The 26841-nt window shown below is 35.3% G+C and carries 30 protein-coding genes; 17 read left to right on the forward strand and 13 right to left on the reverse strand.

Features of this window, described 5'->3' with window-relative positions:
* Positions 1-5: 5 nt before the first annotated feature.
* A complete protein-coding gene (locus tag BM361_RS02880; RefSeq protein WP_074976797.1) occupies positions 6-938 on the reverse strand; it encodes an ATP-grasp fold amidoligase family protein in 933 nt (310 codons plus the stop codon).
* Positions 939-1022: 84 nt separating this feature from the next.
* Here BM361_RS02880 and BM361_RS02885 point away from each other — a divergent pair, with 84 nt between their 5' ends.
* Entirely contained in the window at positions 1023-1850 is an 828-nt protein-coding gene (locus BM361_RS02885; RefSeq protein ID WP_038265015.1) for a glycosyltransferase family 2 protein, read from the forward strand.
* A 48-nt stretch (positions 1851-1898) separates the two neighbouring features.
* Here BM361_RS02885 and BM361_RS02890 read toward each other — a convergent pair whose 3' ends face one another.
* The gene (locus BM361_RS02890; RefSeq protein ID WP_038265013.1) at positions 1899-2714 is read right to left on the reverse strand and encodes a 2,3,4,5-tetrahydropyridine-2,6-dicarboxylate N-succinyltransferase; all 816 of its coding nucleotides are present in this window, start codon (positions 2712-2714) and stop codon (positions 1899-1901) included.
* A 101-nt stretch (positions 2715-2815) separates the two neighbouring features.
* Between BM361_RS02890 and ruvX the strand changes: the two genes are divergently transcribed.
* The 11 genes from ruvX (at position 2816) to BM361_RS02945 (ending at position 10570) form a co-directional block, all read left to right on the forward strand.
* The gene (gene ruvX, locus BM361_RS02895; RefSeq protein WP_038265541.1) at positions 2816-3229 is read left to right on the forward strand and encodes a Holliday junction resolvase RuvX; all 414 of its coding nucleotides are present in this window, start codon (positions 2816-2818) and stop codon (positions 3227-3229) included.
* Between the two features lie 88 nt (positions 3230-3317).
* Positions 3318-3908 carry a peptide deformylase gene (gene def / locus BM361_RS02900; RefSeq protein ID WP_038265010.1) on the forward strand — a complete coding sequence of 197 codons (591 nt, stop codon included), beginning with the start codon at positions 3318-3320 and terminating at the stop codon, positions 3906-3908.
* 55 nt (positions 3909-3963) lie between these two features.
* Positions 3964-4389 carry a DUF5606 family protein gene (locus BM361_RS02905; RefSeq protein ID WP_038265007.1) on the forward strand — a complete coding sequence of 142 codons (426 nt, stop codon included), beginning with the start codon at positions 3964-3966 and terminating at the stop codon, positions 4387-4389.
* Positions 4390-4509: 120 nt separating this feature from the next.
* A complete protein-coding gene (locus tag BM361_RS02910) occupies positions 4510-5016 on the forward strand; it encodes a hypothetical protein (RefSeq protein ID WP_074976798.1) in 507 nt (168 codons plus the stop codon).
* Positions 5004-5675, forward strand: coding sequence for an NRDE family protein (locus BM361_RS02915; RefSeq protein ID WP_074976800.1), 672 nt, complete (start codon positions 5004-5006; stop codon positions 5673-5675). Before BM361_RS02910 ends, BM361_RS02915 begins: the two co-directional genes overlap by 13 nt.
* On the forward strand, positions 5665-6054 hold the full coding sequence (locus BM361_RS02920) for a DoxX family protein (RefSeq protein ID WP_051413479.1): 390 nt from the start codon (positions 5665-5667) through the stop codon (positions 6052-6054). Before BM361_RS02915 ends, BM361_RS02920 begins: the two co-directional genes overlap by 11 nt.
* 6 nt (positions 6055-6060) lie before the next feature.
* Complete coding sequence (locus tag BM361_RS02925; protein ID WP_051413478.1) at positions 6061-7116, forward strand: ATP-grasp domain-containing protein; 1056 nt, start codon at positions 6061-6063, stop codon at positions 7114-7116.
* Between the two features lie 79 nt (positions 7117-7195).
* Positions 7196-7969, forward strand: coding sequence for a nucleoside triphosphate pyrophosphohydrolase (gene mazG / locus BM361_RS02930; protein WP_074976802.1), 774 nt, complete (start codon positions 7196-7198; stop codon positions 7967-7969).
* 318 nt (positions 7970-8287) lie between these two features.
* On the forward strand, positions 8288-9709 hold the full coding sequence (locus BM361_RS02935; protein ID WP_051413477.1) for an MATE family efflux transporter: 1422 nt from the start codon (positions 8288-8290) through the stop codon (positions 9707-9709).
* A 33-nt stretch (positions 9710-9742) separates the two neighbouring features.
* The gene (locus BM361_RS02940) at positions 9743-9970 is read left to right on the forward strand and encodes a hypothetical protein (protein WP_074976804.1); all 228 of its coding nucleotides are present in this window, start codon (positions 9743-9745) and stop codon (positions 9968-9970) included.
* A gap of 27 nt (positions 9971-9997) precedes the next feature.
* The gene (locus BM361_RS02945; RefSeq protein WP_074976806.1) at positions 9998-10570 is read left to right on the forward strand and encodes a phosphatase PAP2 family protein; all 573 of its coding nucleotides are present in this window, start codon (positions 9998-10000) and stop codon (positions 10568-10570) included.
* Here BM361_RS02945 and BM361_RS02950 read toward each other — a convergent pair.
* Genes BM361_RS02950 through BM361_RS02975 form a run of 6 tightly spaced genes read right to left on the reverse strand, consistent with a single transcriptional unit; the run spans position 10557 to position 16364 of the window.
* Positions 10557-11225 (reverse strand): hypothetical protein, encoded by a 669-nt coding sequence (locus BM361_RS02950; RefSeq protein WP_074976808.1) that lies wholly within the window; start codon positions 11223-11225, stop codon positions 10557-10559. The two genes, BM361_RS02945 and BM361_RS02950, sit on opposite strands and share 14 nt — an antisense overlap.
* A gap of 43 nt (positions 11226-11268) precedes the next feature.
* Positions 11269-12930 carry an ArnT family glycosyltransferase gene (locus tag BM361_RS02955; protein ID WP_074976811.1) on the reverse strand — a complete coding sequence of 554 codons (1662 nt, stop codon included), beginning with the start codon at positions 12928-12930 and terminating at the stop codon, positions 11269-11271.
* Positions 12908-13546, reverse strand: a complete 639-nt coding sequence (locus BM361_RS02960) for a lipid-A-disaccharide synthase N-terminal domain-containing protein (RefSeq protein ID WP_038264991.1) — start codon at positions 13544-13546, stop codon at positions 12908-12910. The genes BM361_RS02955 and BM361_RS02960 overlap by 23 nt, the downstream gene beginning before the upstream one ends.
* Positions 13546-14259, reverse strand: a complete 714-nt coding sequence (locus BM361_RS02965) for a glycosyltransferase family 2 protein (protein WP_038264989.1) — start codon at positions 14257-14259, stop codon at positions 13546-13548. Before BM361_RS02965 ends, BM361_RS02960 begins: the two co-directional genes overlap by 1 nt.
* Positions 14260-14313: 54 nt before the next feature.
* Complete coding sequence (gene meaB, locus BM361_RS02970; RefSeq protein ID WP_038264986.1) at positions 14314-15399, reverse strand: methylmalonyl Co-A mutase-associated GTPase MeaB; 1086 nt, start codon at positions 15397-15399, stop codon at positions 14314-14316.
* A complete protein-coding gene (locus BM361_RS02975; protein WP_051413476.1) occupies positions 15396-16364 on the reverse strand; it encodes an aldose epimerase family protein in 969 nt (322 codons plus the stop codon). The genes meaB and BM361_RS02975 overlap by 4 nt, the downstream gene beginning before the upstream one ends.
* A 100-nt stretch (positions 16365-16464) precedes the next feature.
* Between BM361_RS02975 and BM361_RS02980 the strand changes: the two genes are divergently transcribed.
* From BM361_RS02980 to BM361_RS02990, 3 genes are read left to right on the forward strand one after another with little or no spacing between them, the layout of a single operon-like run.
* Positions 16465-17007 carry an RNA polymerase sigma factor gene (locus BM361_RS02980; RefSeq protein WP_038264983.1) on the forward strand — a complete coding sequence of 181 codons (543 nt, stop codon included), beginning with the start codon at positions 16465-16467 and terminating at the stop codon, positions 17005-17007.
* The gene (locus tag BM361_RS02985; RefSeq protein WP_074976813.1) at positions 16991-17575 is read left to right on the forward strand and encodes a hypothetical protein; all 585 of its coding nucleotides are present in this window, start codon (positions 16991-16993) and stop codon (positions 17573-17575) included. Before BM361_RS02980 ends, BM361_RS02985 begins: the two co-directional genes overlap by 17 nt.
* The gene (locus tag BM361_RS02990) at positions 17559-19028 is read left to right on the forward strand and encodes a DDRGK domain-containing protein (protein WP_139226593.1); all 1470 of its coding nucleotides are present in this window, start codon (positions 17559-17561) and stop codon (positions 19026-19028) included. The genes BM361_RS02985 and BM361_RS02990 overlap by 17 nt, the downstream gene beginning before the upstream one ends.
* On the opposite strand, the gene msrA is transcribed toward BM361_RS02990, so the two are convergent.
* Together msrA and BM361_RS03000 are read right to left on the reverse strand one after the other, a co-directional pair.
* Positions 19029-19706: a peptide-methionine (S)-S-oxide reductase MsrA gene (gene msrA / locus BM361_RS02995; RefSeq protein ID WP_074976817.1), complete on the reverse strand. Its 678-nt coding sequence runs from the start codon at positions 19704-19706 to the stop codon at positions 19029-19031. It abuts the gene before it with no gap.
* 74 nt (positions 19707-19780) lie between these two features.
* Complete coding sequence (locus tag BM361_RS03000; protein ID WP_074976818.1) at positions 19781-20122, reverse strand: DUF6249 domain-containing protein; 342 nt, start codon at positions 20120-20122, stop codon at positions 19781-19783.
* A gap of 153 nt (positions 20123-20275) precedes the next feature.
* Between BM361_RS03000 and BM361_RS03005 the strand changes: the two genes are divergently transcribed.
* A complete protein-coding gene (locus BM361_RS03005; protein ID WP_038264972.1) occupies positions 20276-20848 on the forward strand; it encodes an RNA polymerase sigma factor in 573 nt (190 codons plus the stop codon).
* Positions 20845-21240 carry a hypothetical protein gene (locus BM361_RS03010; protein ID WP_038264969.1) on the forward strand — a complete coding sequence of 132 codons (396 nt, stop codon included), beginning with the start codon at positions 20845-20847 and terminating at the stop codon, positions 21238-21240. Before BM361_RS03005 ends, BM361_RS03010 begins: the two co-directional genes overlap by 4 nt.
* A gap of 503 nt (positions 21241-21743) precedes the next feature.
* Here the strand turns inward: BM361_RS03010 and BM361_RS03015 are convergent.
* The 3 genes from BM361_RS03015 to BM361_RS03025 all read right to left on the reverse strand — a co-directional run bounded on the left by BM361_RS03015 (position 21744) and on the right by BM361_RS03025 (position 26758).
* On the reverse strand, positions 21744-23015 hold the full coding sequence (locus BM361_RS03015; protein WP_074976820.1) for a sterol desaturase family protein: 1272 nt from the start codon (positions 23013-23015) through the stop codon (positions 21744-21746).
* A gap of 76 nt (positions 23016-23091) precedes the next feature.
* On the reverse strand, positions 23092-26454 hold the full coding sequence (secA, locus tag BM361_RS03020) for a preprotein translocase subunit SecA (RefSeq protein WP_074976822.1): 3363 nt from the start codon (positions 26452-26454) through the stop codon (positions 23092-23094).
* A gap of 82 nt (positions 26455-26536) precedes the next feature.
* Positions 26537-26758, reverse strand: a complete 222-nt coding sequence (locus BM361_RS03025; RefSeq protein ID WP_038264961.1) for a DUF2795 domain-containing protein — start codon at positions 26756-26758, stop codon at positions 26537-26539.
* Between the last annotated feature and the right edge of the window lie 83 nt (positions 26759-26841).

A 26841-nucleotide genomic window follows, 5' to 3' on the forward strand; every position in this document is an offset into this window, starting at 1 on the left:
CTTTTTTAAATCGAATATTGTATTTCTTTTTGGTTTTTCACTTTTTTAATACAAGTTTGTCCGCCGATCAATTCTGGTAACTCTATCCAGTCTCCAATTTTTTTATTGTAGGAATCAGGGCTGAATTCAATCCTTCCATCTCCGGGGTAAAAAGTCATTTCTCCAAAAATAATCTTTTCTTCCAGCGCATACATGTCGATTCGAACAAAAGGAAAGTTTTTTCCTAATTTTTCAGCCAGTTGAATCATTTTTGCCAGCGCTTTTGGTTTTTCAATTGATTTGTCGAGAGGCGTGCAATGTGTGCCTTTTGTGAATGGTTGTTTGTTCCATTCAACGTCATAAAAGGCCCTAGTGAAATTATTGTATCGATCCAGGTCAACTTGTATCAATTTAACTTTTCCATTAAAGCAATATAATTTATAATCATTTAATGAATCATTATTCAATTCACACAGGTATTTTTCACAAATGATTCTTGGCTTAATGTCTTTATAAGCCCATTCCTGACCGCTTTTATAGTAGTAATTCTGATTGAGCCATTTATGGATTTTAAGTTTAGCTTTAGGTATATTTAGCCTCTTTTTGTCTTTAACGATAAGGTTGTAATTACATCCGTGTACACCTTTAAGAACAAATTGATCAGGGAGGGCATTGAAGTCTATTTCGCTAACTTTGTTATAGACACCCAGACAATCGTTAAGATATTCTTTTCCGATGGTTTTTTCAACATAGTCCCGTACCGCATACTTATCTACCAATTTATTAAGTATGGGGGGTCTGTAGTAAGTTTTAATCCATTGGATTTTTTCATTAAATTCTTTAGGGTTTGCTAAATCGAGTCTTTTACCCGTGTAATATTCATAATGAATTTTAGCGTACGTATCCGCTGGAAGAAACTTTAATTTTTTTGCAGCACCAAGCATTATTCTTTTGAACATGAGATAAGGGGGGATTTTTATTTCATTCGTGCAAAGATATATAAATTATCATTTATACTTTTGTATACCAAAATATTAAGGTAGATGAATGAAATAAGCATTTCCGTTATCATAAGTACTTATAACGCTGAGGCATGGCTTGAAAAGGTCTTGTGGGGATATCAAACGCAGACTCTTGAAAATTTTGAAGTGGTAATTGCCGACGATGGATCGGGCCCAAAAACGAGGGAATTATTGGAAAAGATGCAGAAAGAGGTAAAGTATCCAATAGTTCATGTTTGGCAGGAAGACGACGGTTTTCAAAAATCCAGAATATTAAATAAAGCAATTGTAGCAAGTCGAGGGAATTATATTTTAATGAGTGATGGTGACTGTATTCCCAGAGCAGATTTTTTAGAGGTTCACGATCGCTATAAGGAAGAAGGGTATTTTTTATCTGGAGGGTATTATAAGTTGCCAATGGATATTTCCAAAATGATTACCAAAGAGGATATACTTACGGGCAGGTGTTTCGATATGGAGTGGCTGAAAGAAAATGGTATTAAATCTACCTTTAAAAATAACAAGCTTACGGCCAGCGGGAATAAATCAAAATTCTTAAACTTTATAACCCCTACCAATGCCAGTTGGAACGGTCATAATTCATCGGGTTGGAAAAAAGATATTTTGGCGGTTAATGGTATGGATGAACGCATGCAGTATGGAGGACAAGACAGGGAGCTTGGAGAGCGTTTGTTTAACTACGGTATAAAGTCTAAACAAATACGTTATAGTGCTGTCTGTGTACATCTCGATCATAAAAGAGGTTATAAGAATCAGGAGTCTATTGATAAGAACAATGCGATTCGTAAGCATACGAGAGACTCTAAACAACCCTGGACGCCATATGGAATTGAAAAAAGAGCTAAATAAAAAGAGCCTCCATCAGGAGGCTCTTTTTATTTATTCTAAAATCATTAATTATACAGCTACGTCGTATTCACGAAGTGCATTGTTTAACGATGTTTTCTTATCTGTACTAGGCTTTCTTTTGCCAATAATCAAAGCGCAAGGAACCTGATACTCTCCCGCGGCAAATTTCTTGGTATAACTACCAGGGATCACAACGGATCTTGCAGGCACTCTACCTTTCATTTCAATTGGTTCTTCACCGGTAACGTCAATAATTTTTGTCGATGCAGTCAGAACCACGTTAGCTCCTAAAACAGCTTCTGATTCCACTCGAACACCTTCAACAACAATACATCTGGATCCGATAAAAGCATTATCTTCAATTATAACCGGTGCTGCTTGTAAAGGTTCTAAAACACCTCCAATACCTACACCTCCACTAAGGTGTACATTTTTACCAATCTGAGCACAGCTTCCTACGGTAGCCCAAGTGTCTACCATCGTGCCTTCATCCACATAAGCTCCAATGTTTACATAACTTGGCATCATGATAACACCAGATGAGATGTAAGCACCATGTCTTGCAACGGCATGAGGTACTACTCGTATTCCTTTTTCGGCATAATTTTTCTTTAAAGGGATTTTATCGTGAAACTCTAAAGGACCAGCTTCAATAGTTTCCATTTTTTGTATAGGGAAGTATAAAACCACCGCTTTTTTCACCCATTCATTCACTTGCCAACCATCGTTTGTAGGCTCTGCAACACGCAGTTCTCCTTCATCTAAAAGCGAAACTACTTTTCTAATAGCAGAAGTCGTGGTTTCTTCTTTAAGTAAGTCTCTGTTATCCCAGGCTTTTTCTATGATATCTTGCAATTCTTTCATTTAAAATAAATTTTCAACAAAGATAATTTCTTCTCGCCAAATAACCTTTCAAATTTACAGGTATAACATTTTATACCGTATTTTTGCTAAAAATGAAAGGTATGGCAAGAATATTGGCTTTAGATTATGGAACAAAAAGAACGGGAATTGCTGTGACTGATGAGCTAAAATTAATTGCTTCAGGTTTAACAACGGTTGAAACTTCTGAACTTTTATCTTTTTTAACGGATTATTTGTCAAAGGAAAAAGTTGAACTCATCGTGGTGGGAGAACCTAAAAGGTTGCATAATGAAGCCTCAGAGGTCGAATCAAAAATCGAAAAGTTTTTGGTGAAGCTTAAAAATGTTTTACCGGAAATACCGGTAAGTAGAATTGATGAGCGATTTACTTCAAAGATGGCATTTCAGAGTTTATTGGATACCAAACAAAAGAAAAAAGTACGTAAAAATAAGGGTTTGATCGATGAAATCAGTGCTACCATTATTTTACAAGATTATTTAGCGAGTCATTCTTAAAATATACCATTTAAGTTTATCGTTAAAGCATTTTGCGAGTTTTTAAAGTAAAAAATTAATGTACTTTTGCACCTTAAAATGAAAAAAGATGATTATACCTATTAGAGCATATGGAGATCCGGTACTAAAGCAGGAAGCAACAGATATAGCTAAAGATTATCCAGCTCTTGAAGAGCTTATTGCAAATATGTTTGAGACGATGTACAATGCATATGGCGTTGGGTTGGCAGCTCCTCAAATAGGGTTATCGATACGTTTATTTATTGTAGATGCTTCTCCTTTTGCTGAAGATGATGATTTAACCGAAGAAGAGCAAAATGAACTTAAGGAGTTTAAAAAGGTATTTATCAATGCTAAAATTGTAGAAGAAACCGGATCAGAATGGGCTTTTAATGAGGGCTGTTTGTCAATTCCTGATGTTCGTGAGGACGTTACTCGTAATGAAACTGTAACCATGGAATATTACGATGAGAATTTTGAGAAGCACGTCGAGACATTTAGTGGTTTGGCAGCCAGGGTAATCCAGCATGAATACGATCATATAGATGGTATTCTGTTTACCGATAAGTTGTCATCATTAAAAAAGCGTTTGATCAAAGGGAAGTTGGCGAATATAGCCAAAGGGAAAGTTAAAGTGGATTATAAAATGCGTTTTCCGCTAGCTAAAAAAGGCCGTTAATTTTTTTGATATAAAACCGAAAGAATCCATATTTGCGTCGTAAAAAATAATGAGTATGAGTTTAGATAAAATATTGTCAATATCAGGCAAGCCGGGTTTGTATGAATTGAAAACCCAAACCAGAACAGGATTTGTAGCTGAGTCGTTGGTTGATGGAAAAAAAATAACTGTAGGATTAAGAAATAATGTAAGCTTACTTTCTGAAATAGCTATTTACACTACTACAGAGGAAATTCCATTGAGAGAAGTCTTTAAGAAAATTCAGGAGAAAGAAAATGGATCTGCGACTTCAATAAGTCATAAAGATGATAAAATTAAGCTCGAGGAGTACTTTTTTGAAATTCTACCCGAATACGATGAAGACAGAGTTTATGCCAGCGATATTAAGAAAGTTATCATGTGGTATAACATTTTACAAGGAAAGGGTCTAACAGACTTTGAAGAGGTTGAAGAAGAGACTTCAGAAGATCAGGCAGAGTAAATAATTTCCAAAATATTAGCATTTAAAAACCCTCACATTGTTGAGGGTTTTTCTTTTTTATTAAATTTATGAACGTAAGGAAATGAAAAAACAACGTCTATATATATGTAAAATATAACTATGATTATAGAAGCCACCTGCCAAAACCTAACCAAGCTTAAAAATCAAATATCTCTTTTATCAGAAGATCAGTATGTAAAACCTATGGAAGTTTTAAATAATTCAACCATAGGGATGCATGTAAGACACGTTTTAGAGTTTTACCAATGTTTGATAGCAAGTAAGAATTCCAAAATTTTGAATTATGATTTAAGAAATAGAGATATTTCTATAGAGACAAGAATTAAAGTCTGTTTAGCTCAAATTGAAACTATTTTACAGGTAGTTTGTGAGGAAAAAGGGGATTTTCAGATTACTTTGGAAGCAGACTATTGTGAGTCTGAAGAAAAAGAGTGTATTTCATTGCAAACAACTTATTTTCGAGAGCTTCTGTATAATATAGAACATGCTGTTCACCATATGGCTATTATTAAAATTGGAATGAAAGCATTAGGGATTGAGGGAATTGATGATAATTTTGGCGTGGCTGCTTCAACCATTAGGAATCAAAAGATATGTGCACAGTAAGTTTTATACCAAAACATTCAGGTTATATATTAACATCTAACCGAGACGAGAGTCCAAAACGGAAAACTTTTTCTCCCCAGCAAAAGCTTTTAAAGGGTGGAATTAAAGTTACAGCTCCAATTGATGCGGAAAAAGGAGGAACCTGGATCGCTACTGACGGAGCATATAAAACTGCGTGTATAATGAATGGTGGGTTTGTGAAACATAAGCGAGAGTTGCCTTATCGTAAAAGCCGTGGACAAATTGTTTTTGAAGCCTTTGAAGCGGATTCTTTTTGGGGTTTTATTAAAGAATCAAATTTCCATAATATTGAACCTTTTACTTTAGTCTTAGTGGACGATGAGAATTTATTGGTGTTGGTTTGGGATGGTAAGGAGAAGCGTATACAGGAATTGGATAATTCTAAAAGTCATTTATGGTCTTCGAGCACATTGTATAATGATGAAGCTCACCTTGAAAAGTTGAAATACTTTGAGGGTTTTTTAAAGAATAACCAATCAACTGCTGAAAACTTGCTTAGGTTACATGGAGTGGAAGCGGATAATTTATTTGTGCTGGATCTACCTCATGTAAAAACCGTAAGTACTACTCAGGTCATCGTTAAGAATGGAGAAAGTGACTTAATCTATCGTGAAAAAGTTTTTAGTCATGAACAATAAAAAATTTTACATAGAGCGAATAGCAGCCTGGATTGCAGCTGTTATTTTATTACAGACATTGTATTTTAAGTTTACAGGTCACCCGGATAGTGTGATGTTGTTTGAACAACTAGGTGCGGAGCCTTTTGGTAGGATTGGACTTGGAATAATTGAATTATTAACGGTTATATTTTTAATTCTTCCAAAGACTTCTCATTTAGGTGCCATTTTAGGTATAGGGATCATGCTTGGAGCTGTTTTTTCTCACATTTTTGTAATTGGTGTAAATTATAATCATGATGGAGGGGTATTGTTTTCTCTGGCTCTAATCACTTTGTTATGCTCCATAGTTGTTTTGGTATTAAGAAAGGATAAGCTATTGGGGTTATTAAAAAAATAATACAAGATGGCAAGCCTGTTTAAAAAGAACACATTTACAATAAAAATAAAAAGCTGGGAATACTGGCCGATGTGGATCTTGTATGTTCCGGTATTTATACAGCATTTTTGGCTGGCTATAAAGGCAAGGAGTCTTTTCTTCTTTTTAAATACAAATCCGGGAATCGAAGGGTTTATATTAAGCGATTCTAAGTATAAGACCTTAAAATTAGTGCCACGTGAATTTGTTCCTAAAACCATTTTAGTAAGACCTGAATCAAGTTTTGAGGAAGTATATGGAATGATGGGGGAAGAACAAATTTCATTTCCCATTGTATTAAAACCAGATATTGGCTATCGAGGTCTTTTAGTATCTAAAATTGATAATCAAAGTGAGCTTAAAGAAAAGCTGAAGAATGCTAATATTAATTATGTCATTCAGGAGTATATTGATTACCCAATTGAAATTGGAGTTTTTTATTACCGATTACCCAATAACATCTCAGGAAGTATTCCTTCAGTAACGTTAAAAGATTTTTTATCACTCCATGGAGATGGTCAAAGAACATTTCAAGAGCTTGTATATACTAATTCCAGAGCGTATTTGCAAAAGGACAAACTAGAGGAAAAATTTAGAGCGGAATGGGGTACCGTTATACCAAAAGGGAAGACAATCTTGTTAGAAGCTATAGGAAATCACAATAGGGGTACAAAGTTCATAAATGGAAACCATCTTATAACAGAGAATCTTCAGCAAGTATTTGATGAATTATGCAAGTCCATGAATGGATTCTATTTTGGAAGGTTCGATATTAGAACCAGGTCTATTGAAGATTTATTACTGGGCAGGGAATTCAAAGTGCTGGAAGTAAATGGAATAGGCGCAGAGCCTACTCATATTTACGATCCTGAGTATAAACTTTATCAAGGTTGGAAGGATATGCTTTCCATATGGAAAATCAGTTATGAGATTGCTATGGTCAATAGAAAAAAAGGTGCTGCATTTCCGAAATATGCAGAAGCCAAAAGACGATGGGATTCATACAGGGATTATAAACGGAATGCTTTTTTAGCTTCTTCGTGATATGCAGTTAAATAAAGGTTCTTTTTAGTGAGCATAAGAATATATCGAATTGTATTTTTGTTCGTGTAAAACTTCAAATATGAATTCAAGAGAAAAACAATTACAAGCTTTCGATCGGTTATTAACTATAATGGATGAGTTGCGGGAACAATGTCCGTGGGATAGAAAGCAGACTATGCAAACATTAAGACATCTGACCATTGAAGAAACCTATGAATTAGGTGATGCGATTTTAGATAATGATCTTGAAGAGGTAAAAAAGGAATTGGGAGATGTTTTGCTTCATATAGTGTTCTATGCCAAAATAGGGAGCGAAAAAGACAGTTTTGATATCGGTGATGTTGCAAACTCGATTTGTGACAAGTTGATTGACAGGCATCCGCATATTTATGGAGATGTTGAAGTGAAAGATGAAGAAGAGGTGAAGAAAAATTGGGAGAACCTAAAACTGAAGGAAGGAAAAGAGAGTGTTCTGGAGGGGGTTCCTAAAAGTTTACCGGCATTGGTAAAGGCTAATAGAATTCAGGATAAAGTTGCAGGTGTTGGTTTTGACTGGGAGGAGCCAGAACAAGTATGGGAAAAGTTGCATGAAGAGCTTAATGAGTTTCAGAATGAGATAAAGGCAGGTAATCAGGATCAAATAGAAGCTGAATTTGGAGATGTTATGTTTAGTATGATTAATTATGCCAGATTTCTTAAGATCAATCCTGAAAATGCTTTGGAGCGCACGAATAAAAAATTTATCAAGCGCTTTCAATATTTAGAAAAAAAGTCGAAGGAATTATCAAAGTCTTTAAAGGATATGACCTTAGCGGAGATGGATGTATTTTGGGAAGAGGCAAAGAAATTGTAGGCAGTTATTAAAATTTAATAACTGTCATGTTCACTTTTATATCAGGTGATCAAAGGATCCTTTGATCATGAATTAATGATTCACTTTTTTGAAAATTTAACGATCATTAGCATTGCGATTAAACATCCAATCCAAATGAAGGCTATTATGTCTGATGGGTTCATAAGGGTTATTTTTGATGAACTTTAATTTAATTAATTAAGGCTGGATTCTGCTAAAAATCAGGTCTATGGTACTTTATTAAGGTTATTTTACAATTATAGATGCATTCTATACAGAGGGCTTTTTCTATCTTTGCGCACTCAATTTCAGTACTTCATGTTAAAAGAATACACAAAAGAGTTTGCTTATAATTTAAAATTGGCATCTCCGGTAATGCTTGGAATGCTAGGACATACCTTTGTTGCTTTCGCTGATAATATCATGGTGGGTCAGCTTGGTACTGCTGAATTGGCTGCAGTATCTTTGGGGAATAGTTTTATTTTTATTGCAATGTCTTTAGGAATTGGATTTTCTACGGCCATAACACCTTTGATAGCGGAAGCAGATGCTTCAGGAGACATTCAGGGAGGTAGATCGGCTTTTAAGCATGGTTTGTACTTATGTACCAGTCTAGGAATCATATTGTTTCTACTTCTTTTACCTGCAAAACCCTTAATGTATTTAATGGATCAGCCTGGGGAAGTTGTTGAGTTGGCAATGCCTTACCTTGATTTGGTCGCCTTCTCTTTGGTGCCTCTTATTATTTTTCAGGCTTTGAAACAATTTTCGGATGGATTATCCAAGACTAAATACCCTATGTATGCTACCCTTGTAGCCAATATTGTTAATATTACTCTTAATTATCTATTGATTTTCGGTCATTTTGGTTTTCCAAAATTAGGAATTATTGGTGCTGCTATTGGGACCTTAGTTTCTCGGATTTTAATGGTTCTGTATTTGTGGTGGTTGCTTAAAAAGAATGATAAGTGCAGCCCCTATATTACCAACTTCAATTTCAAGGTTCTTCATAAGCGTACTATTAAAAAGATTTTGAATTTAGGGTTGCCTTCTTCCATGCAAATGTTGTTTGAGGTTGCTGTTTTTACTGCAGCAGTATGGTTAAGTGGCGTGCTAGGGAAAAATCCTCAAGCGGCGAACCAAATCGCGTTAAACCTTTCGAGTATGACATATATGGTAGCTACAGGCTTAAGTGTAGCCTCCATGATTCGGGTTGGGAACCAGAAGGGCTTAAAGCGGTTCAGAGATTTGCGAAGGATTGCTTTCTCTATATTTTTATTAACCTTCTTTATTGATGTGGTGTTTGCAACTGGTTTTACGTTACTGAGGGATTGGTTACCTACCATATATCTGGATGAAAATGATCTGTTAAATCAAGTTGACAATTTTGAGGTAATATCGATTGCTTCTGAATTATTGCTCATTGCGGCTATATTTCAAATATCGGACGGTATTCAGATTGCTGTCTTGGGTGCCTTAAGAGGATTACAAGACGTTAAAATTCCGACTGCTATAACTTTTGTGGCTTACTGGATCATAGGTTTTCCAATTTCGTACTATCTTGGATTAAAGACAGATCTGGGTGGAATGGGAATTTGGATTGGTTTGTTGGCTGGACTGACTATAGCAGCCATCTTATTGTATATAAGGTTTAACTATCTTACAAAAAAACTGATTTTAAAATCCGAATTTGAATCGAGCCAAATAAAGTCAGTTTCAACTCCTTCTATTGATAAATAGATTGTACTTTTGATTATCATAAAATGAAGTTATATGAAACTACCTAGATTTTTAATGGGGGATAATACAGATCATCCTGATGATATATTTGTTATTCATACAGAATACCCGAGATTTATTATAAATCTTATCAATGATGAGGTAGAATGGTTTGAGGAATTCAGTAAAGACGACGAACAAGATTTGCAATCTGAAATGGGGAGTTTGATTGAAGCGGCATCTGAATTCTACGACAGAGAAATAAGTCGTTACGAAGATTAATCCTAAAACCTGATTTTGACTTCCGTTATGTTGGATAAACTAGTTCACCTTGATCAACAGTTATTTTTGTATTTAAACAATTTAGGGTCACCTGAATGGGATGGATTTTGGTTGTTTATGACCAATAAGTTTTCATCGATACCTCTGTATGTTGCATTACTGGGCTTTAGTATCTGGCGTTTTAGGTGGAAAAAAACACTCCTGATTTTAATAGGTGTAGCGTTAATGATAGCAGCAACAGACCAATTAGCTAATTTGTTTAAGTATGGAGTAGAAAGGTTACGACCTTGTCATGATGAAGATATAAACGCTTACATGAGATTAGTTAAAGCGAGTTGCGGTGGTAAATTTGGATATTTCTCTGCTCACGCGGCAAATTCATTTGCTGTGGCTACTTTCTTTAGTTTACTTTTTAAGGATATCATGAAATGGTTGCCGCCTTTTCTGCTTATATGGGCTATTATAGTAGCCTATAGCAGAATATATATTGGTGTGCATTATCCCCTGGATGTGATAACTGGGATTAGTATAGGGTTATTGATGGGATGGATCTTTCAATCTCTCTATTTAAAGCTTACATTAAAGCTTAACTACGCTTAAATAAAATGTTATTGAGTGGATTAAGAAAAATAAGTAAAAAGATAACACCAAACGCCAATTCGTATACTTCCCATTTTCTGCTCGCAGGAATCAAAGTAACTAAAATAGTACTGCTTATAAAAGCGATCGTGTGATGCCATTTTACAACAGGAACCGCGAATTTTTTAGTGATGTTTTTCACCCATTCTTTTTTACGATATAAAAAAGGAACGATCAATAAGTAAGTTACCATAGCAAGCATTAGTAGCTGGCTGAACACAATTTTATTAACTTTTTTACCACTTACTACGAGATTGTGTAGATTGGTTTCTTTTTGAGCGTTATTTTCAAGGAAAAAATCACTGGATTCAATTCCAAAGATTCTTTGACCCCAAGAGACTTCCTCACCTGCGCCAAAGAAGAACAATATGGCAAAAAATAATACTCCTATTTTCCATAAAGCTGGTTTTGATCCACCTAATAGAAAGAGTCTATAGAGACATAAAATACTTATGGATAAAAGCATGAATGCTGTTCCATACTCTACGGCCCCGTCTTCCACGGCAAAATTGTTATTAAAATAATCTGGATTGGTAAAGCCAAAATAAAGTGAAAGGATAAATACGAAAATCAAGAATAAATATCCAATTTTATCGGTTCTTGTAAGTTGATTCATTTTATGTGTGTTATTGAGGGGTTAAAGCTAATAATAATTTTAATTATAAACTATTACCCGAAGTTTTAGCAGTTAGAATATAATAGTTGGCAACAAGCCTACTCTTATGTTTCTTTTGATCGGGAGAGGCCGTATAATTTACGTCATATGTATCTATGAGTTTAACATCAAAAAATTCGGAGAAATGATCTTTAAATAAGTCCTCTTTTTTAAGGGTGACCAATACACCGAAGTTATTTTTTGTAGGGGTATTAATCATTCCATTAACGTCAAGTCTGGGTACCTCTCTTCCATAAAGCCATACCATTTCCGGGGCAAGTTCTCCAAAGGAATAGATGTTTAAGTTCTGATAGTTTGAAGAGGCAGCAAGGGTATCTACATTTTTAAATGAAGTATTGGTATTAAAGACTTTTGAGATTGGAAAACCAAAAGTCATTATGGTCATGATAAAACCAATGGTTAAAAGGAAAACATTGCTGATGTTTTTTTGTTTTAACCCTTTTAAGATAAACAAACCTATGGTGAAGAGCAGGACTGATGTGGTAATAAAATATAGCCACATTGACCCTTCTAATTTGTCATTGAAAAGTACATATCCCCCGATTGGGAAAGCCAATCCGATAAGGGCTATTAATCCAAAATTGAAATAAACAGGATAGGTTTCTTTTTTGTTTTTTAACTCTTTAAAGTGATTGATTAAGTATTCGATGTAAAAGGCCGTATTCATTGCCATAGGAATAAGAACCGGGAGTAAATATCTCGACTTTTTTTCCGGAATCATTGATAAGAGTATAACAGCGCTTATGGTCCACCAGAAGCTAAGTTTATATGCTTTGGGGTTGCTTACTTTGTTTTTCAAGTAAGGATATAATAATGCTATAAACGAGGGGATTGTCCAAATTCCACTTTGGGTAAAGAAGCTCCAATAATAATAGAATGGTCTTACATTGTAACTACTCCAATTAGCAGTTTCTTCTGTAGTAATGGCTAAAAATGCTTCAGGATCTGCTAAACGAACATAAATAAACCAGGAAGCTCCCAATCCTAGCCCGATGAGCAGGAAAACCATTATGGGACCTATTTTATTTTTAATTCCGGTAAATTTGTATGCAATGCCATAGGCAATTATAAATGGCAACCATAAAGCATAAGGAGAAACCGGTCCCTTACTTAAAAAGGAAGCTCCGAAAAAAAGACTTGCCAGAACTGTATGAATCCAGACTTTATTTTTTTGCTGAAATAGCAGGAAAAGATAATAGATAGCTGCGATCATGAATCCGTGGGTAAAAATATCCCATTGCCCGTTTCTACCTGAAAAAATAATATAAAAAGAAGATGCTAAGATTAAGCTGGTAATAAAGCTTAATCTTTTATTATTATGAATCTTTATGCCTAGTTCGTAACACATCCAGATTAAGAAAGTAACTATCAGGGCAGCAGGTAATCTTAAGCCAAATAAGCTTTTCATTCCAAAAATACTCCCTGTTATAGCTGTTAACCATGTAGGCAAGGGTGGCTTTTCATAGCGTGGTAAGCCATTCATGGTTGTTAAAAGCCATTCATTATTATTAATGATTTCACGAGCTGTAATAAAATTTCTCGCTTCCATGATATTGATATACAAAGTTCCCAAATGAGAAAAGAATATGGAAGCACATACTAACAGGATTAGTATGGGGTAGTTATTTTTCAGTGCGTTGAGCATTTTCTTTTTTTAAGATAAATAAGTTTCTAGTATAAATAAATGTTCCTGCCAGGTGTCCTACTAAGAGAACGGGGTCTTTCCTTAAAACAGCATAAATTAATATGAGTATGGCACCTGCTAAGCTTAGTATCCAGAATCCTTTCGGTAGGGTTGATTCTTTACGTCTTTCACTATAAATCCATTGATATATAAATCTAAACATAAATACAATTTGGGCAACACTTCCTAATGTTAATAGCCACAAGGGGATGTCATCATTCTTAAAGAAATCATTAAGGTCATAAGCATTATTGTTATAACCGTAGATGACAATAATTAATGGGAAAAACCATAAAAAAATACGAAATAGTCTAGGGAATTTTGTCCATTCTCCCTGAAGTTGCATATTTCGGATGTAAATAAAGTAGGTAAGAACCTGTCCTAAAATAATTGCAAAATCGTCTCTTAACCATCCATAGACAAAAAGTAGGAAAGAGGCGAGTAGACTTAATTGCCAAAATAATCTTGGCGTTAGAATTTTTTGATGTTTTTCGGATAAGATCCATTGTAAAATCATTCTCCCGGAAAACAGCATTTGGGCGACAAAGCCTATGGAGTATATAATCCAGTCTTCCATTAACCTCGTTTAGCAACGCTATAATTAATGTATTTTTTCTTCATCCACAGATAAGCGAAACAATCCATCAGTGGTCCTAGAAGACGATTCCATAAACCAAATTTGGCAGTGCCGGCCATTCTTGGGAAGTGTCTCACAGGAACTTGTTTGATTTTTCCATTTTGAAGTAAAATCATAGCAGGTAAAAATCTATGAAGTCCCTTAAACATAGGGATACGCTTAGCATAATCCGTTTTGATTACTTTTAACGGGCAACCGGTATCATCCATTCCATCGTGTGTGAATGCACGTCTGATGCTATTTGCAATGGTTGAAGACATATTTTTAACGAAGGAATCTTTTCTATCGGCTCTTACTCCTGTGACTAAATCAAATTCTTCGATTTCTTCTAACAGCAAATTAAAATCGTCAGGAGCTGTTTGAAGGTCAGAATCAATATAGCCCACCAATTCGGTGTCCGCAAAGTCAAACCCTGCCTTGATTGCAGCACTCAGACCTCTATTTTCTTCAAATAGTAAATAAGAGAAATCGGGACTGCGTTGACAAATTAGTTCTATTAATTTTTGGCTATTGTCTTTGGAGCCGTCGTTAACAAAAAGAACCTTGGTCTTTTTGGTTGACTTGGCTATATAATCGGAAAGTTCTTTTTCTACTCGTTCCAGGTTTTCTTCTTCGTTATAAACCGGGACAATGATAGTAAATTCGTAACTCATTAATTTGTTGCATTAATATGCAAATGTATCATTTTTCGGGAAGGTAGGCACATCTTACTCTTGAATATATATTTTGAATAAGTATTCTGCGGCAGCGAATGGAGAAACTTTGTTGTTTTCCAATAAATCTAATTGGTTTTTAAGACGCTCTTTAATTGTCGGGTGGTTATAAAAACTTGATTTCAGGCGTTCATTAATTGTTTGAAGTAGCCATTGTTTGTTTTGTTGTGCTCTTTTCCTGTTGAAAGAATCGTTACTTTGTGAATGATTGATAAACTTTACTATCAATTGCCAAGTCTTTTCGATACCTTTATTTTCAATGGCAGAAGCTGTAAGTACTTTGGGGATCCACCCATTTTCTTTTGGGGGGTATAGGTGAAGTGCTCTTGTAAACTCAATTTTGGCTTGTTTTGCCCTGCCGATATTATCTCCATCAGCTTTATTAATCAGTATGGCATCGGCCATTTCCATTATACCTCGTTTTATTCCCTGTAATTCATCGCCTGCGCCTGCAAGTTTTAAAAGCAAGAAGAAGTCTACCATACTATGTACAGCCGTTTCGCTTTGCCCAACTCCTACAGTTTCAATGATGATAGTGTCAAAACCGCATGCCTCACAAAGAATAATTGTTTCTCTTGTTTTACGAGCAACCCCTCCAAGAGAATCTCCAGATGGAGAAGGACGTATGAAAGCATTTTCGTTTTTAACCAGTTCTTCCATCCGTGTCTTATCACCCAGAATACTACCTTTTGAAATTGAACTACTAGGGTCTACTGCCAAGACAGCCACTTTTTTGCCTTTGGTAGTGAGGTAAGAACCAAAACTTTCGATAAAAGTACTTTTACCTACCCCAGGAACACCAGTTATTCCTAGCCTTACAGAGTTGTTAGCGTAGGGCAAACATGCTTCAATAATTTTGTTCGCTTTTTGAGTGTGATCGGGATTGGTGCTTTCGATTAATGTAATTGCCCTACTTAAGGCAACTTTATCACCGCTAATAATAGCAGCCGAAAGTTCTTCAGGTGTAGGTTGTTTTTTTCTTTTATGTTTCAGTTTAGAAATGGAATTATCACTGATGTTTTCAGGGTTAGAAACACCTTCTTTTTCTGATAATGCCGATTTCTTCTTTGGTTTTGTCATGATCTAATATCAAACTCAAAGATACTATGATTCGTATACTTTTCACCTTTTTTTAATAAAGTTGAAGGAAATTCAGGTTGATTTGGTGCATCTGGATACCCTTGGGCTTCAAAGCATATAGACGAGAATTCTGAAAATGAATTGTTATAATTGCCTGCAGGAAGATTTTGAGGTGTATAAATAACAATAGCAGGTTGGTTCGTTTTAACCTTCATTTCAATTCCTGTCGATTCAGAATAGAGTGTTGCCACAGGTTCTGGATTGTTAATAAGAAAACAATTGTCAACCCCTTTAAAATCCTTTTTATCCATCAATTTTTCTTCTTTGGAAAAATCGTAAGGAGTTCCAGTTGTATTTAAAATGTTACCAGAAGGTAACTTATCGGGTGTAAATTCAAGAAATTGATTGGTATTTACCTTTAGGCAATGATTGCGCACTGAGCCTTTTCCATTCAGGTTGTAATAATTATGGTTGGTAAGATTGAGGTGTGTGGTTTTGTCGGTTTCAGCTTCATAAAAAATAATAAAAGACTTTCCATTTAATTTATAGGTAACAGAAACTTTTAAATTACCAGGGTAACCTTCTTCACCATCCTTACTGTAATAGGTATATTTGATAAAGGGATTTTCGCCGTTTTTTATTTCTTCAACCTCCCAGTTTTTTGCTGAAAAGCCTTCTTTACCACCATGTAAGTGAACACCTTCCTCGTGGTACAATGGATAATAATCGCCATTAATAGTGAATCCCTTTTTAAGTCTACCGGCATATCTTCCAATACTATTACCAATAAACGCGGGGTTGTTTAAATAATCGTCTGGATTTTTGAATCCTAAAACGACATTTATTTCTTGATTATTTACGTCTTTAAAAAAAAGTTTTTGAACTGAAGCACCATGGTTAATCGTTACTAATTTCAGGTGCTCGTTGGCGATTGTATGTTGTTGTATCAAATTAAAAAATTTCATCGAAATTAAAAAAATATTATCTTTTTGCAACACTGGTAGGTTTTACTCGTCTTTAAGATGAACAACAATTGTAACCAAAACCAAACCGAAACAAGCCGGCATGTTTCAAATTGATCTCGTTGAGAAATGTAAAAAGAACGACAGGAAAGCACAGATGCAGCTTTACAAGCAGTATTGTGATGCCATGTTCTGTGTGTCGATGCGATATTTAAAAAACGTAGATGACGCACAAGATGTTACGCAGGAAGCTTTTATACGTGCTTTTCAAAAAATTGACCAATTTAAAGCTGAAGTAACCTTTGGTGCATGGTTGAAAAAGATCGTAGTAAATAAATGTATTGATTTTTTGAAACGTAAGCACCAGTATTATTTAGCGCTTGATGAAAACATATTAAATGTCGTAGATGAAAATGATTGGAAAGTGGATGACCAGGTGAGTATAGAGGAGGTTAAATCGGCCATTGAAAATTTGCCTGAAAAATACAAATATGTTGTTATGCTTTATTTGATTGAGGGGTATGATCATGCAGAAATTTCAGAAATTCTTGACATCACCCAAACAGCATCACGAACACAATTATTGAGAGGTAAAAATCAATTAAGAGAATTGTTAAAAGACAAACGTTATGGCACAAGATCTTAGAGATTTATTCAAAAACAACGAAAGCTTTAAACCTCATAAAATGCCGGAAAATCATGAAAAGCGTTTTATGGGGATGCTTGATGAGCAATTGCCAAAGAAGAAGCGAAATAGTACTTATTTGTTTTTAAAAATTGCAGCATCATTGCTATTGCTTTTAAGTTTAGGGACTATTTTTTATGATTCGTCAGATACTGTAGCGTCTCAGGTGGTTGATGTTCCTGAAAAGTCGGATAATACGAATGACAAAATTACTTTGGGTGATATATCTCCAGATCTAAAAAAGATAGAAAACTATTATATAGCCAATATTAATGTCGAGTTGGCAGAGGTTGAAATCACCGAGGAGAACCAGCAATTGTTTGATGGTTATATGAATCGATTAGAGGAGTTGAATTCGGAATATCAAAAACTTACAGAAGAGCTCAATGAAGTTGGGCCAAACGAACAGACAGTGTCTGCGTTAATAGATAATTTACAATTAAGGTTACAATTGTTGTATCGATTGAAGGATAAATTAGAAGAACTTAAACAAGCTAAAAATGAAAAGTTTAATGACCAACAAGTGTAAATTTTTTCTAGCTGCTTTTACTTTAACAGCATTCGTTACGTATTCACAAAAGCAGGCTAAAGATTTCAAAGAAAGCTTTAATGTTAATCCAGAAGTGTCCATTAACATTAACACCAGTTATACTGATGTTGAATTTGAAACCTGGGACAAAAATACTGTAGAGGTAATTGGTACCATAGAGGTCGAAGGAGTTTCGAAAGAAGAGGCAGATAAAATATTTAAAAACTGGAGTTTTGAGGCTAAAGGAAATAGTAGCGAGATTACGATTTCTACCCAGCCGGCTATTCATTTTGCATCTGGTAATGTTATGGTTTTTAGTGATGATCAGGAGTTTGAATTTAGAATTCCGGAATTACCAGAAATGCCTGAGATGCCTGAGATGCCGGAAGTACAGGCTTTTTCTTTCAGAATGCCCGCAATGCCTCCGATGCCGCCTATGCCAATGAATATGAGTGATTTGGAGTTTGATTATGAAGCATATAAAAAAGATGGGGATAAGTATTTGAAAGCCTGGAAAAAAGAGTTTAATAAGAACTTTGATGAGGATTTTAAGGAAAACCTAGAGGCCTGGAAAGAGGATATGAAACGTTACCAGGAGGATAGGGAAAAGATGAAGGTGGATAGAGAGAAGATGCAAGAGGAAATTGAAAAACATCGTCATGAAATCGCAAAAGTTCGCGAAGAGGCGAGAAAGGAAATTGTGATTCGCAGGAAAGAGATAGCAAAGGAAAGGTCTGAAGCTGAAAAAGCGCGTAGGGAAGCCATCATAGAATGGGAAGGGACAAGAGTACGTTCAAACGGTGATGCGAATACTTATTTTATCAGATCCAAAGGCGGTAACGAGAATTTGAAAGTGAAAAAAACGATCAAGATCAAAATGCCTAAAGGGGCTAAGCTTAAAATGAATGTAAGGCATGGTGAAGTAAAAATAGCTGACGCCACAAAGAATATAAATGCAACCTTGTCTCATACAAGGTTGCATGCCTACCAGGTAGATGGTGAGCAGACGTTTATTAAAGCGTCGTATTCTCCAATTGTAGTTGATCACTGGAATTACGGAGAGCTTAATTTAAACTATGTGAAAAATGTAGATTTGAAAAATGTTAAGAGTGTAAAGCTTTCTTCAAAATCATCGGATGTCGTTATAGGAACTATCTCCAAAGATGCGATTATCAATGGAAGTTTTGGAGATCTTTTGATAGCCAATGTCAATCCAAGTTTTAAAAATCTTTCAATTATTCTGGATAATTCAGATGCCATTGTCAATTTACCTAAAACCGCGTTTGATTTTTATTGTAATGCTACAGATTCCAGTATTGTTTACCCTAAGGATATGGTCCTGGATGTTTCTAATAACTATAACTCCAAGATGGTAAAAGGTTACCGTGCTAAAAAGAACGGATATAAAACAGTAAATATAGTTGCTACCTATAGTGATATAGAGGTACAGTAATTAATGCTTATTTTTGGTTTCTTTTTTTAAAAGAAATGGACATTGTTCCTTAAATCTATTCAATCTCGGAACTGATACATTCTTTATATAAGGATTATTAGGATTTTTGGCTTCATAGTCCTGGTGGTAGTCTTCAGCGGGCCAAAACTTTTCAAAGGGAATAACCTCTGTTACAATTGGTTTTAGGTATTTTCCACTCGTTTCCAATCTTTGAATATATTTTTCTATGATTTCTTTTTGTTTGTCATTTTGATAAAATGCAATAGATCGGTATTGTGTGCCGACATCGGGTCCTTGCCTGTTTAGTGCGGTTGGGTCGTGAGATTCGAAAAAAGCCTGCACTAACTGCTCAAATGAGACTTTATCAGGATTATAATAGATTTCTACTGCCTCTGCATGCCCCGTATTTCCGCGACTAATATCGTAGTAGGTTGGGTTTTTAGTTTTTCCGCCGGAATAGCCGCTAACCACTTCCTTAACACCGTCAATACTTTCAAAAATAGCTTCTACACACCAGAAGCAACCACTGGCGAAATATGCCTTTTGCATATTTTGATCGATTTGTGGTTGGGGTTCCAAATCTTTTAAAGAAGAGGTTTGGTCTTTTTTAGTTACAGCCTGGCAACTTATGGTAAATAATAAAGTAAAAAATAAGGAACCTAGTTTTAAGACTTTCATAATAAACGAATTTGTTTAGTAGGTCTTAAGATAACTAAATTCCTTACAATGATTGGAAAAGAAAATGAAGATTGTTATTCTAGTTTTTGCGCAATTTTAAAACCGGCTAAAAGTCCTAGTCCTCCAAAGATAAAGGTGCATCCAAGAACCAAAACGGCTTCGTTATATGGGCTAAGAACATTTGTTAGAGAGTGTGCAGAAATGATTCCTGTTCCAATCCCAGTAAATAAACATCCGATATTGATCACAATGATTTTCCACATTGGCGTGATTCGTTTTTTAGCGCTGTAAAAAATTGATGCATCCGCTCCTTTTTCAATTAGTGACATGCGCTCTTTGTTTCTTGCAGTAATGAATAAGTAATACATTCCAAAGACAGTGGCAAAAAGAAGGCCGAAAAAGATAACTACTTCCATAGTGAATTTAATTTTGGTTAATTGTTTTTGATCGAGAATGAACTCGTTTGTTGGTAAGACTTTATTAGTTTCGGTTTGGTTACAAAAAATCTTAAAAATTTTTTTTCAGTATAAAGTGTAACCATTTCCATATTTTTAAAGTCATATATCCAAATGACTAACCTAACCGACCATAATTATATTGAGAAAACCTTACAAGGGGATACCCTTGCATTTTCAAACCTGGTAGAAAAATACCAGGATATGGTTTTTTCAATTGCTTTTAAGTTATTGAGAAATCGAGAAGAAGCTGAAGATGCTGCTCAGGACGCCTTTGTTAAATGTTATCATTCACTGCCTAAGTTTAAAGGTGAAGCAAAGTTTAGTTCGTGGTTATACCGTATTGTTTATAATACAAGTTTGGATAGACTAAAGGCCAATAAGAAGAGCTTAGGTGATATGGTTGTGGATGAGATATCTGAGGGGGAATTGGAAAGCGTAGAAACTACGCTAAATTATATTGAAGGTAAGGAGCGATCGGCAATTATTAAAGCCGCGGTAGAAAAATTGCCTTCGGAGGAACAGGTTTTAATCTTGTTATATTATTTTGAAGAGTTATCTTTAAGAGAAATTACAGAGGTGGTTGATATTTCACTTGAGAATATAAAAGTGCGGTTGTTCAGAAGTAGAAAAAAGCTTTTCAAGTTATTGAAAAATGAGGTTGAATTTTTAAAAAGATCAGTATGAGTATTGAGGAAGAAAAAAAATTAGAAGCTATTACAAGAAGGATGATCCAAGACTCTGGTTTAGAAAAGCCTTCAGCTGGTTTTATGAATCGTGTTATGCTGAGTATACAGAAAGAGCAACAATATGCCTATACACCATTGATTAAAAAGTGGGGATGGTATATTATAGCATCTTTGCTAACGGCAATTACCGTAATACTAATTAAGTTTTCTGATCGGTCTACATTCTTAGAACACCTGGGAGTTGTCAAAAAAATAGATTTTAGTAATTTAGATATTGTTTCAAAACTTCAATTTTCAGATACAACATCTTTTGTGTTGATAATGGCTTTTTCTCTTATACTGTTTCAGATGTACCTTATTAAGAAAATGTATTTTAAGCAGTTCAAATAGTGGGTATTAATATACAAATGCGGGATATTGGGAGCATGTGGACTATGTGATCCGCATATACGGGGAGTTGATATGGATGCCAGAGTGGTAGGGAATAACATGGGAATATACGGGATATCCATAAAGAAACAACGGAGTTTCAACGGACTTTGACGGGGTGTTTGATGTGTGTATAGTGCAATTTCTGCTCTTTTTTATAAACCATTAATTTTTTAAGGAGAAAGAGATTAAATGTAAAAAAAAATGTACTACGAGTCCATTTATTCAGGTAAAATATTGAGATATGAAAGTGGGCTATGGAATTGTTAGAATAAACCACCTCAAATTAGCGATGTCTAGTTCATACTTCTTTGTTCAGCATAGGGATATTTAATTGCTTCTGTTTTAACGGTTGTTTAGGTTGTGTTGATAGTGTATTCAAATCGGTATGACGGATATATTAAATATTAGCAAGTTAGATTGCCTTTAAATGTTCCTTATAGCAATGGTGTGTTTTAAACGGTTTAAATAGTTTTTTTAAGATTAAGTAGCTGCTTCTTTTGCAAGGAGGAAAAGTACCATCCACCTAAAAGGGTGATTATAAAGTATAATAAAACAAGAGAACTTCCGATCTCCAAATAATGGTTCAATCCAAACCAATCTCCGGATATTACAATAAAAAGAATTCCTGCGATACTTCTGAGGGCTTCGATAAATACTGCATAAGTTTTACCGTCCATTAGTGAGGTATAGCCAAAGATACCTGTAAATACAAACAGTCCACATAGAAACAATCCATTTAGACCCATGTCACTATAATTGTAAAACATGAACATCATAAGGATGGTGTTGCATATTAATTGAAATGCCACATAGCAAGTGAAGTATTTATCATTATATGTTTGATACTTTTTAAAACTATAAACGTTTTCAATGATCGAGTAGGGGTGTTTATCTATCATATCTGCCGGTCGCCATCCTGTAGGCATGAACCAAATACGAATCTTATCTTTCCAGTTTTTGGTATACCATGCATCTTTCATCAGGCGCCAGAGATGTTGAAAGTTTATTAATATCGGATTCCAGGTTGAGGCTGGTTTTAAGACTCCATAAACGGGAGGGGTATTTTGTAGTTCCTCCTGGAAGGTTCCAAACATTCGATCCCAAACACAAAATATTTGTCCGAGGTTTTTATCAATATATTCCGGATTTATGGCATGATGAACCCGGTGCTGGGAAGGGGTTACGATTATATATTCCAGCCAACCTAACTTTCCTATATACCGGGTGTGATACCAAAACTGTAAAAATAAGTGAATAGGAGCGAGTATGTTGATCACTTTTGCAGGGACTCCTAATAAGGCTGCCGGTATTAGAAGCAATGGAAAGTAGCCTAAAATATTAGAAATGGATTGTCGGAGCGCACATGCTAAATTGAACTCTTCGCTACTGTGGTGAATGACATGCTGGTTCCAAAAGAAATTTATTTTGTGACTCAGGCGATGATTCCAATAGCCTGCAAAGTCTAAGGTAATAAAGCCTATGACATAGGTGAGCCAATTAGCTTCGATATGAATTAAAGCGATACTTTTTAATAGGGTGGGATACGATACGAATATTATGACCAATGGTAATGAGTCTTTAATAATATTTGTGAGTCCGGAGCTTAAACTTGAGATCGTATCAAGCGGTTTATGTGTGTGTTTTTTTACTATATATCCATAAAGTATTTCTAAAAGTACGAGTACTATAAAAAGAGGAATGGCATATAATAAAGCTTGGGCGTAGGTTTCCATAAATAGTTTTTAGTTGTATATAAAAATAAAAAAATCCTGCATATAGCAGGATTTTAACTATTTATGGAATCATTTATTATTCATTTTCAACCAGAACCCATTCTCCTTTTTCAATAAGTGGAATTGCTTGTTTATATTTCAATTCTTTGCTTTCACCGCTCATTACATTTTTAATGGTAACACGTTCATTTCTTCCAATCTTTGGTTTATCCCTAACAACAGTTTCAGTAACCTGAGGTCTTTGTTGCGTTTGACCAGCCGCTCTGCTTTCAGCTGCTCTTTCATCAAGGTTTGGGATCTCTTCTTTAGAAGTTTTATAGCTTTCTTTTCTCTTAACATCTCTTGCTTCACTAATATTGCTAGAGTCTTGTGTTGGTAGTTCACCTTTGAATAAGAACGAAATAACATCTTTATTCACTTTATCAACCATTTCCTTAAAAAGTTCGAAAGCTTCAAACTTATATATTAGTAACGGGTCTTTTTGTTCGTGAACTGCTAACTGAACTGATTGTTTTAGCTCATCCATTTTGCGAAGATGATTTTTCCATGCATCATCTATAATGGCTAAAGAGATATTCTTTTCAAAATCAGATACGAGTTTTCTACCTTGAGAATTATATGCTTCTTCCAGATTTGTTACTACGTTTAATGTTTTAATACCATCTGTAAATGGAACAACGATACGTTCAAATCTATCCGATTGGTTTTCGTAAACATTTTTAATTACAGGGAAAGCCGTAGCTGCAGTACGTTCAATTTTTTCTTTGTAATGCTGGAGTGTTGCCTGATATACTTTTGAAGCAATCTCCATGTAGGTAAGTTTTTTAAATTCTTCCTCTGAAATTGGAGATGTAAGTGAAAAGTATTTAATGAGTTCGAACTCAAAATTCTTGAAATCGTCAGCCAATTTATTGGTCTCGGCAATATTTTCACAAGTATCGTACATCATGTTAGCGATGTCAACTTTCAAACGCTCTCCTTCGAGTGCATGGCGACGACGTTTATATACAACTTCACGCTGAGCATTCATTACGTCATCATATTCTAATAAGCGCTTACGAATACCAAAGTTGTTTTCTTCTACTTTTTTCTGAGCTCTTTCAATGGATTTGGTCATCATAGAGTGTTGGATAACTTCACCATCTTCTAGCCCCATTTTGTCCATTAGTTTAGCTACCCTGTCTGAACCGAATAAGCGCATTAGGTTATCTTCAAGGGATACATAGAATTGAGAACTACCTGGATCTCCCTGACGTCCTGAACGACCTCTTAACTGTCTGTCTACGCGTCTTGAATCGTGTCTTTCTGTACCAATGATAGCAAGACCACCGGCATCTTTAACTTCCTTAATTAATTTAATATCCGTACCACGACCTGCCATGTTTGTAGCTATAGTTACTACCCCAGGTTGGCCTGCTTCAGCAACGATGTCTGCTTCCTTTTTATGTAGTTTAGCATTTAGTACGTTGTGCTTAATCTTTCTGATATTAAGCATTCTACTTAGCAATTCGGAGATTTCTACCGAGGTGGTACCCACTAATACAGGTCTTCCTTCATTTACCAGGCGAACAACCTCGTCGATAATAGCGTTGTATTTTTCTCTTTTTGTTTTATAAATCAGGTCTTCCTTGTCTTTCCTTGCAATAGGTCTGTTGGTAGGAATTTCGACAACATCCAGTTCATAGATTTCCCAGAATTCACCTGCTTCCGTTATTGCTGTACCTGTCATACCAGATAACTTATTGTACATACGGAAGTAATTTTGAAGTGTAACGGTGGCGAAAGTTTGCGTTGCCGCTTCGATTTTTACATTCTCTTTAGCCTCAATAGCCTGGTGTAAACCATCGGAATATCGACGTCCATCCATTATACGACCGGTTTGCTCATCGACTATCATCACCTTGTTGTCCATTACTACATATTCCACGTCTTTTTCAAAAAGGGCATATGCTTTAAGTAGTTGGTTCATGGTGTGTATACGTTCACTTTTCACACCAAAATCTTTGAATAACTCTTCTTTTAGTTCAGCTTCTTCTTCAACCGGAAGGTTTTGATTTTCAATTTTAGCAATTTCAGTACCTATATCAGGCATTACGAAGAAATCTAAATCATCAGTATCTTTGGATAGATATTCAACTCCCTTATCGGTAAGTTCAATCTGATTGTTCTTTTCATCGATAACAAACAATAACTCTTCATCAATCTTAGGCATTTCGCGGTTATTGTCTTGCATATAGAAGTTCTCTGTTTTCTGAAGCAATTGCTTGATCCCTTCTTCACTTAAGAACTTGATTAGCGCTTTATTTTTTGGTAATCCTCTATGTACTCTTAGTAATAGAAATCCGCCATCCTTAGTGTTCCCTTCGGCAATTAATTTTTTTGCTTCAGCAAGGACGCCAGTTAAATATTGACGCTGTTTGCTAACAAGATCTCCAACTACGGGTTTTAATTCGTTAAATTCGTGTCTGTCACCTTGAGGGACAGGACCGGAGATAATTAGGGGTGTACGAGCGTCGTCAATTAATACAGAATCGACCTCATCGACTATGGCATAATTATGTGGTCTTTGAACCAGATCTTTAGGAGAATGCGCCATATTATCACGCAAATAATCGAAACCGAATTCATTATTCGTACCGTAGGTTATGTCTGCCTTGTAAGCATTTCTACGTGATTCTGAATTGGGTTGGTGGTTATCAATACAATCTATTGATAGTCCATGAAACTGAAATATAGGAGCCATCCATGCACTATCTCGTCTTGCCAGATAGTCATTAACCGTCACGAGGTGTACTCCTTTGCCTGTCAGTGCATTTAAGTATACCGGGAGTGTAGCTACTAATGTTTTACCCTCACCAGTTTGCATTTCTGCAATTTTACCTTGATGAAGAGCTACACCACCAATAAGCTGAACATCATAATGAATCATATCCCAGGTAACTTCTTTACCAGCTGCATTCCAAGAGTTGTTCCAAACAGCTTTTTCATTGTCTAAAGTGACATAGTCATGAATTCCAGAAAGTTCGCGATCGAATGGAGAAGCAGTTACAGTGATTGTTTCGTTATTAGCGAATCGTTTAGCAGTTTCTTTAACTACTGCGAAGGCTTCTGGTAAAATCTCATTAAGGGTATTTTCATCAATCAGATTGGCTTCCTCAAGGAGTTGATCTATTTGATTGTAAATATCTTCTCTTTTATCAATGTCTTCGTTTGTTTCAGCTTCCTGCTGTAAACTTTTAATTTGTTCATCTATTGAAGCACGAGCGTCTTTTATCTGCTGCTTAAAAGCTTCGGTTTTTGCTCTAAGCTCATCATGTGACAAGTCCGAAAGCGATTTCTCAACAGCTTTTATTTTATCTACTATGGGTTGTATTTCTTTAACGTCTTTCTTCGCTTTATCTCCAATAAAGACCTTAATCAGGGAATCCATTAAACTCATAACTGCTTCTATTTTAGTTCAAAATTACGCAAAAAAAAAGCCTCAACTGAGACTTTTTGCGTTTAAATAATGATAATGTTTGTTAATATTCGTCTTCATTCCAGAGGTAATCTTCCTCCGTGGGGTAATCTGGCCAAATCTCTTCAATCGATTCATACATATCTCCTTCATCCTCAATTGCTTGTAGATTTTCGACCACTTCGAGAGGTGCACCGGTTCGGATGGCATAGTCTATCAATTCGTCTTTGGTAGCCGGCCAAGGGGCATCATCTAAATAAGATGCTAATTCTAAAGTCCAATACATCTTTCTATAATAATTTTAATTTCTTGCAAAAATAATTTTTAAATGTAAAAAGTCAAGTAAAAAATGCACGAATTACATAATTT

It is taken from the genome of Zhouia amylolytica (assembly GCF_900116365.1).
Classification (GTDB): Bacteria; Bacteroidota; Bacteroidia; order Flavobacteriales; family Flavobacteriaceae; genus Zhouia; species Zhouia amylolytica.

Bases quoted from the DNA above. Each gene is read 5' to 3' on its own strand.
- BM361_RS02880 (WP_074976797.1), bottom strand. From the start codon at position 938: ATGTTCAAAAGAATAATGCTTGGTGCTGCAAAAAAATTAAAGTTTCTT.
- BM361_RS02885 (WP_038265015.1), top strand. From the start codon at position 1,023: ATGAATGAAATAAGCATTTCCGTTATCATAAGTACTTATAACGCTGAG.
- BM361_RS02890 (WP_038265013.1), bottom strand. From the start codon at position 2,714: ATGAAAGAATTGCAAGATATCATAGAAAAAGCCTGGGATAACAGAGAC.
- ruvX (WP_038265541.1), top strand. From the start codon at position 2,816: ATGGCAAGAATATTGGCTTTAGATTATGGAACAAAAAGAACGGGAATT.
- def (WP_038265010.1), top strand. From the start codon at position 3,318: ATGATTATACCTATTAGAGCATATGGAGATCCGGTACTAAAGCAGGAA.
- BM361_RS02905 (WP_038265007.1), top strand. From the start codon at position 3,964: ATGAGTTTAGATAAAATATTGTCAATATCAGGCAAGCCGGGTTTGTAT.
- BM361_RS02910 (WP_074976798.1), top strand. From the start codon at position 4,510: ATGATTATAGAAGCCACCTGCCAAAACCTAACCAAGCTTAAAAATCAA.
- BM361_RS02915 (WP_074976800.1), top strand. From the start codon at position 5,004: ATGTGCACAGTAAGTTTTATACCAAAACATTCAGGTTATATATTAACA.
- BM361_RS02920 (WP_051413479.1), top strand. From the start codon at position 5,665: ATGAACAATAAAAAATTTTACATAGAGCGAATAGCAGCCTGGATTGCA.
- BM361_RS02925 (WP_051413478.1), top strand. From the start codon at position 6,061: ATGGCAAGCCTGTTTAAAAAGAACACATTTACAATAAAAATAAAAAGC.
- mazG (WP_074976802.1), top strand. From the start codon at position 7,196: ATGAATTCAAGAGAAAAACAATTACAAGCTTTCGATCGGTTATTAACT.
- BM361_RS02935 (WP_051413477.1), top strand. From the start codon at position 8,288: ATGTTAAAAGAATACACAAAAGAGTTTGCTTATAATTTAAAATTGGCA.
- BM361_RS02940 (WP_074976804.1), top strand. From the start codon at position 9,743: ATGAAACTACCTAGATTTTTAATGGGGGATAATACAGATCATCCTGAT.
- BM361_RS02945 (WP_074976806.1), top strand. From the start codon at position 9,998: ATGTTGGATAAACTAGTTCACCTTGATCAACAGTTATTTTTGTATTTA.
- BM361_RS02950 (WP_074976808.1), bottom strand. From the start codon at position 11,225: ATGAATCAACTTACAAGAACCGATAAAATTGGATATTTATTCTTGATT.
- BM361_RS02955 (WP_074976811.1), bottom strand. From the start codon at position 12,930: ATGCTCAACGCACTGAAAAATAACTACCCCATACTAATCCTGTTAGTA.
- BM361_RS02960 (WP_038264991.1), bottom strand. From the start codon at position 13,546: ATGGAAGACTGGATTATATACTCCATAGGCTTTGTCGCCCAAATGCTG.
- BM361_RS02965 (WP_038264989.1), bottom strand. From the start codon at position 14,259: ATGAGTTACGAATTTACTATCATTGTCCCGGTTTATAACGAAGAAGAA.
- meaB (WP_038264986.1), bottom strand. From the start codon at position 15,399: ATGACAAAACCAAAGAAGAAATCGGCATTATCAGAAAAAGAAGGTGTT.
- BM361_RS02975 (WP_051413476.1), bottom strand. From the start codon at position 16,364: ATGAAATTTTTTAATTTGATACAACAACATACAATCGCCAACGAGCAC.
- BM361_RS02980 (WP_038264983.1), top strand. From the start codon at position 16,465: ATGTTTCAAATTGATCTCGTTGAGAAATGTAAAAAGAACGACAGGAAA.
- BM361_RS02985 (WP_074976813.1), top strand. From the start codon at position 16,991: ATGGCACAAGATCTTAGAGATTTATTCAAAAACAACGAAAGCTTTAAA.
- BM361_RS02990 (WP_139226593.1), top strand. From the start codon at position 17,559: ATGACCAACAAGTGTAAATTTTTTCTAGCTGCTTTTACTTTAACAGCA.
- msrA (WP_074976817.1), bottom strand. From the start codon at position 19,706: ATGAAAGTCTTAAAACTAGGTTCCTTATTTTTTACTTTATTATTTACC.
- BM361_RS03000 (WP_074976818.1), bottom strand. From the start codon at position 20,122: ATGGAAGTAGTTATCTTTTTCGGCCTTCTTTTTGCCACTGTCTTTGGA.
- BM361_RS03005 (WP_038264972.1), top strand. From the start codon at position 20,276: ATGACTAACCTAACCGACCATAATTATATTGAGAAAACCTTACAAGGG.
- BM361_RS03010 (WP_038264969.1), top strand. From the start codon at position 20,845: ATGAGTATTGAGGAAGAAAAAAAATTAGAAGCTATTACAAGAAGGATG.
- BM361_RS03015 (WP_074976820.1), bottom strand. From the start codon at position 23,015: ATGGAAACCTACGCCCAAGCTTTATTATATGCCATTCCTCTTTTTATA.
- secA (WP_074976822.1), bottom strand. From the start codon at position 26,454: ATGAGTTTAATGGATTCCCTGATTAAGGTCTTTATTGGAGATAAAGCG.
- BM361_RS03025 (WP_038264961.1), bottom strand. From the start codon at position 26,758: ATGTATTGGACTTTAGAATTAGCATCTTATTTAGATGATGCCCCTTGG.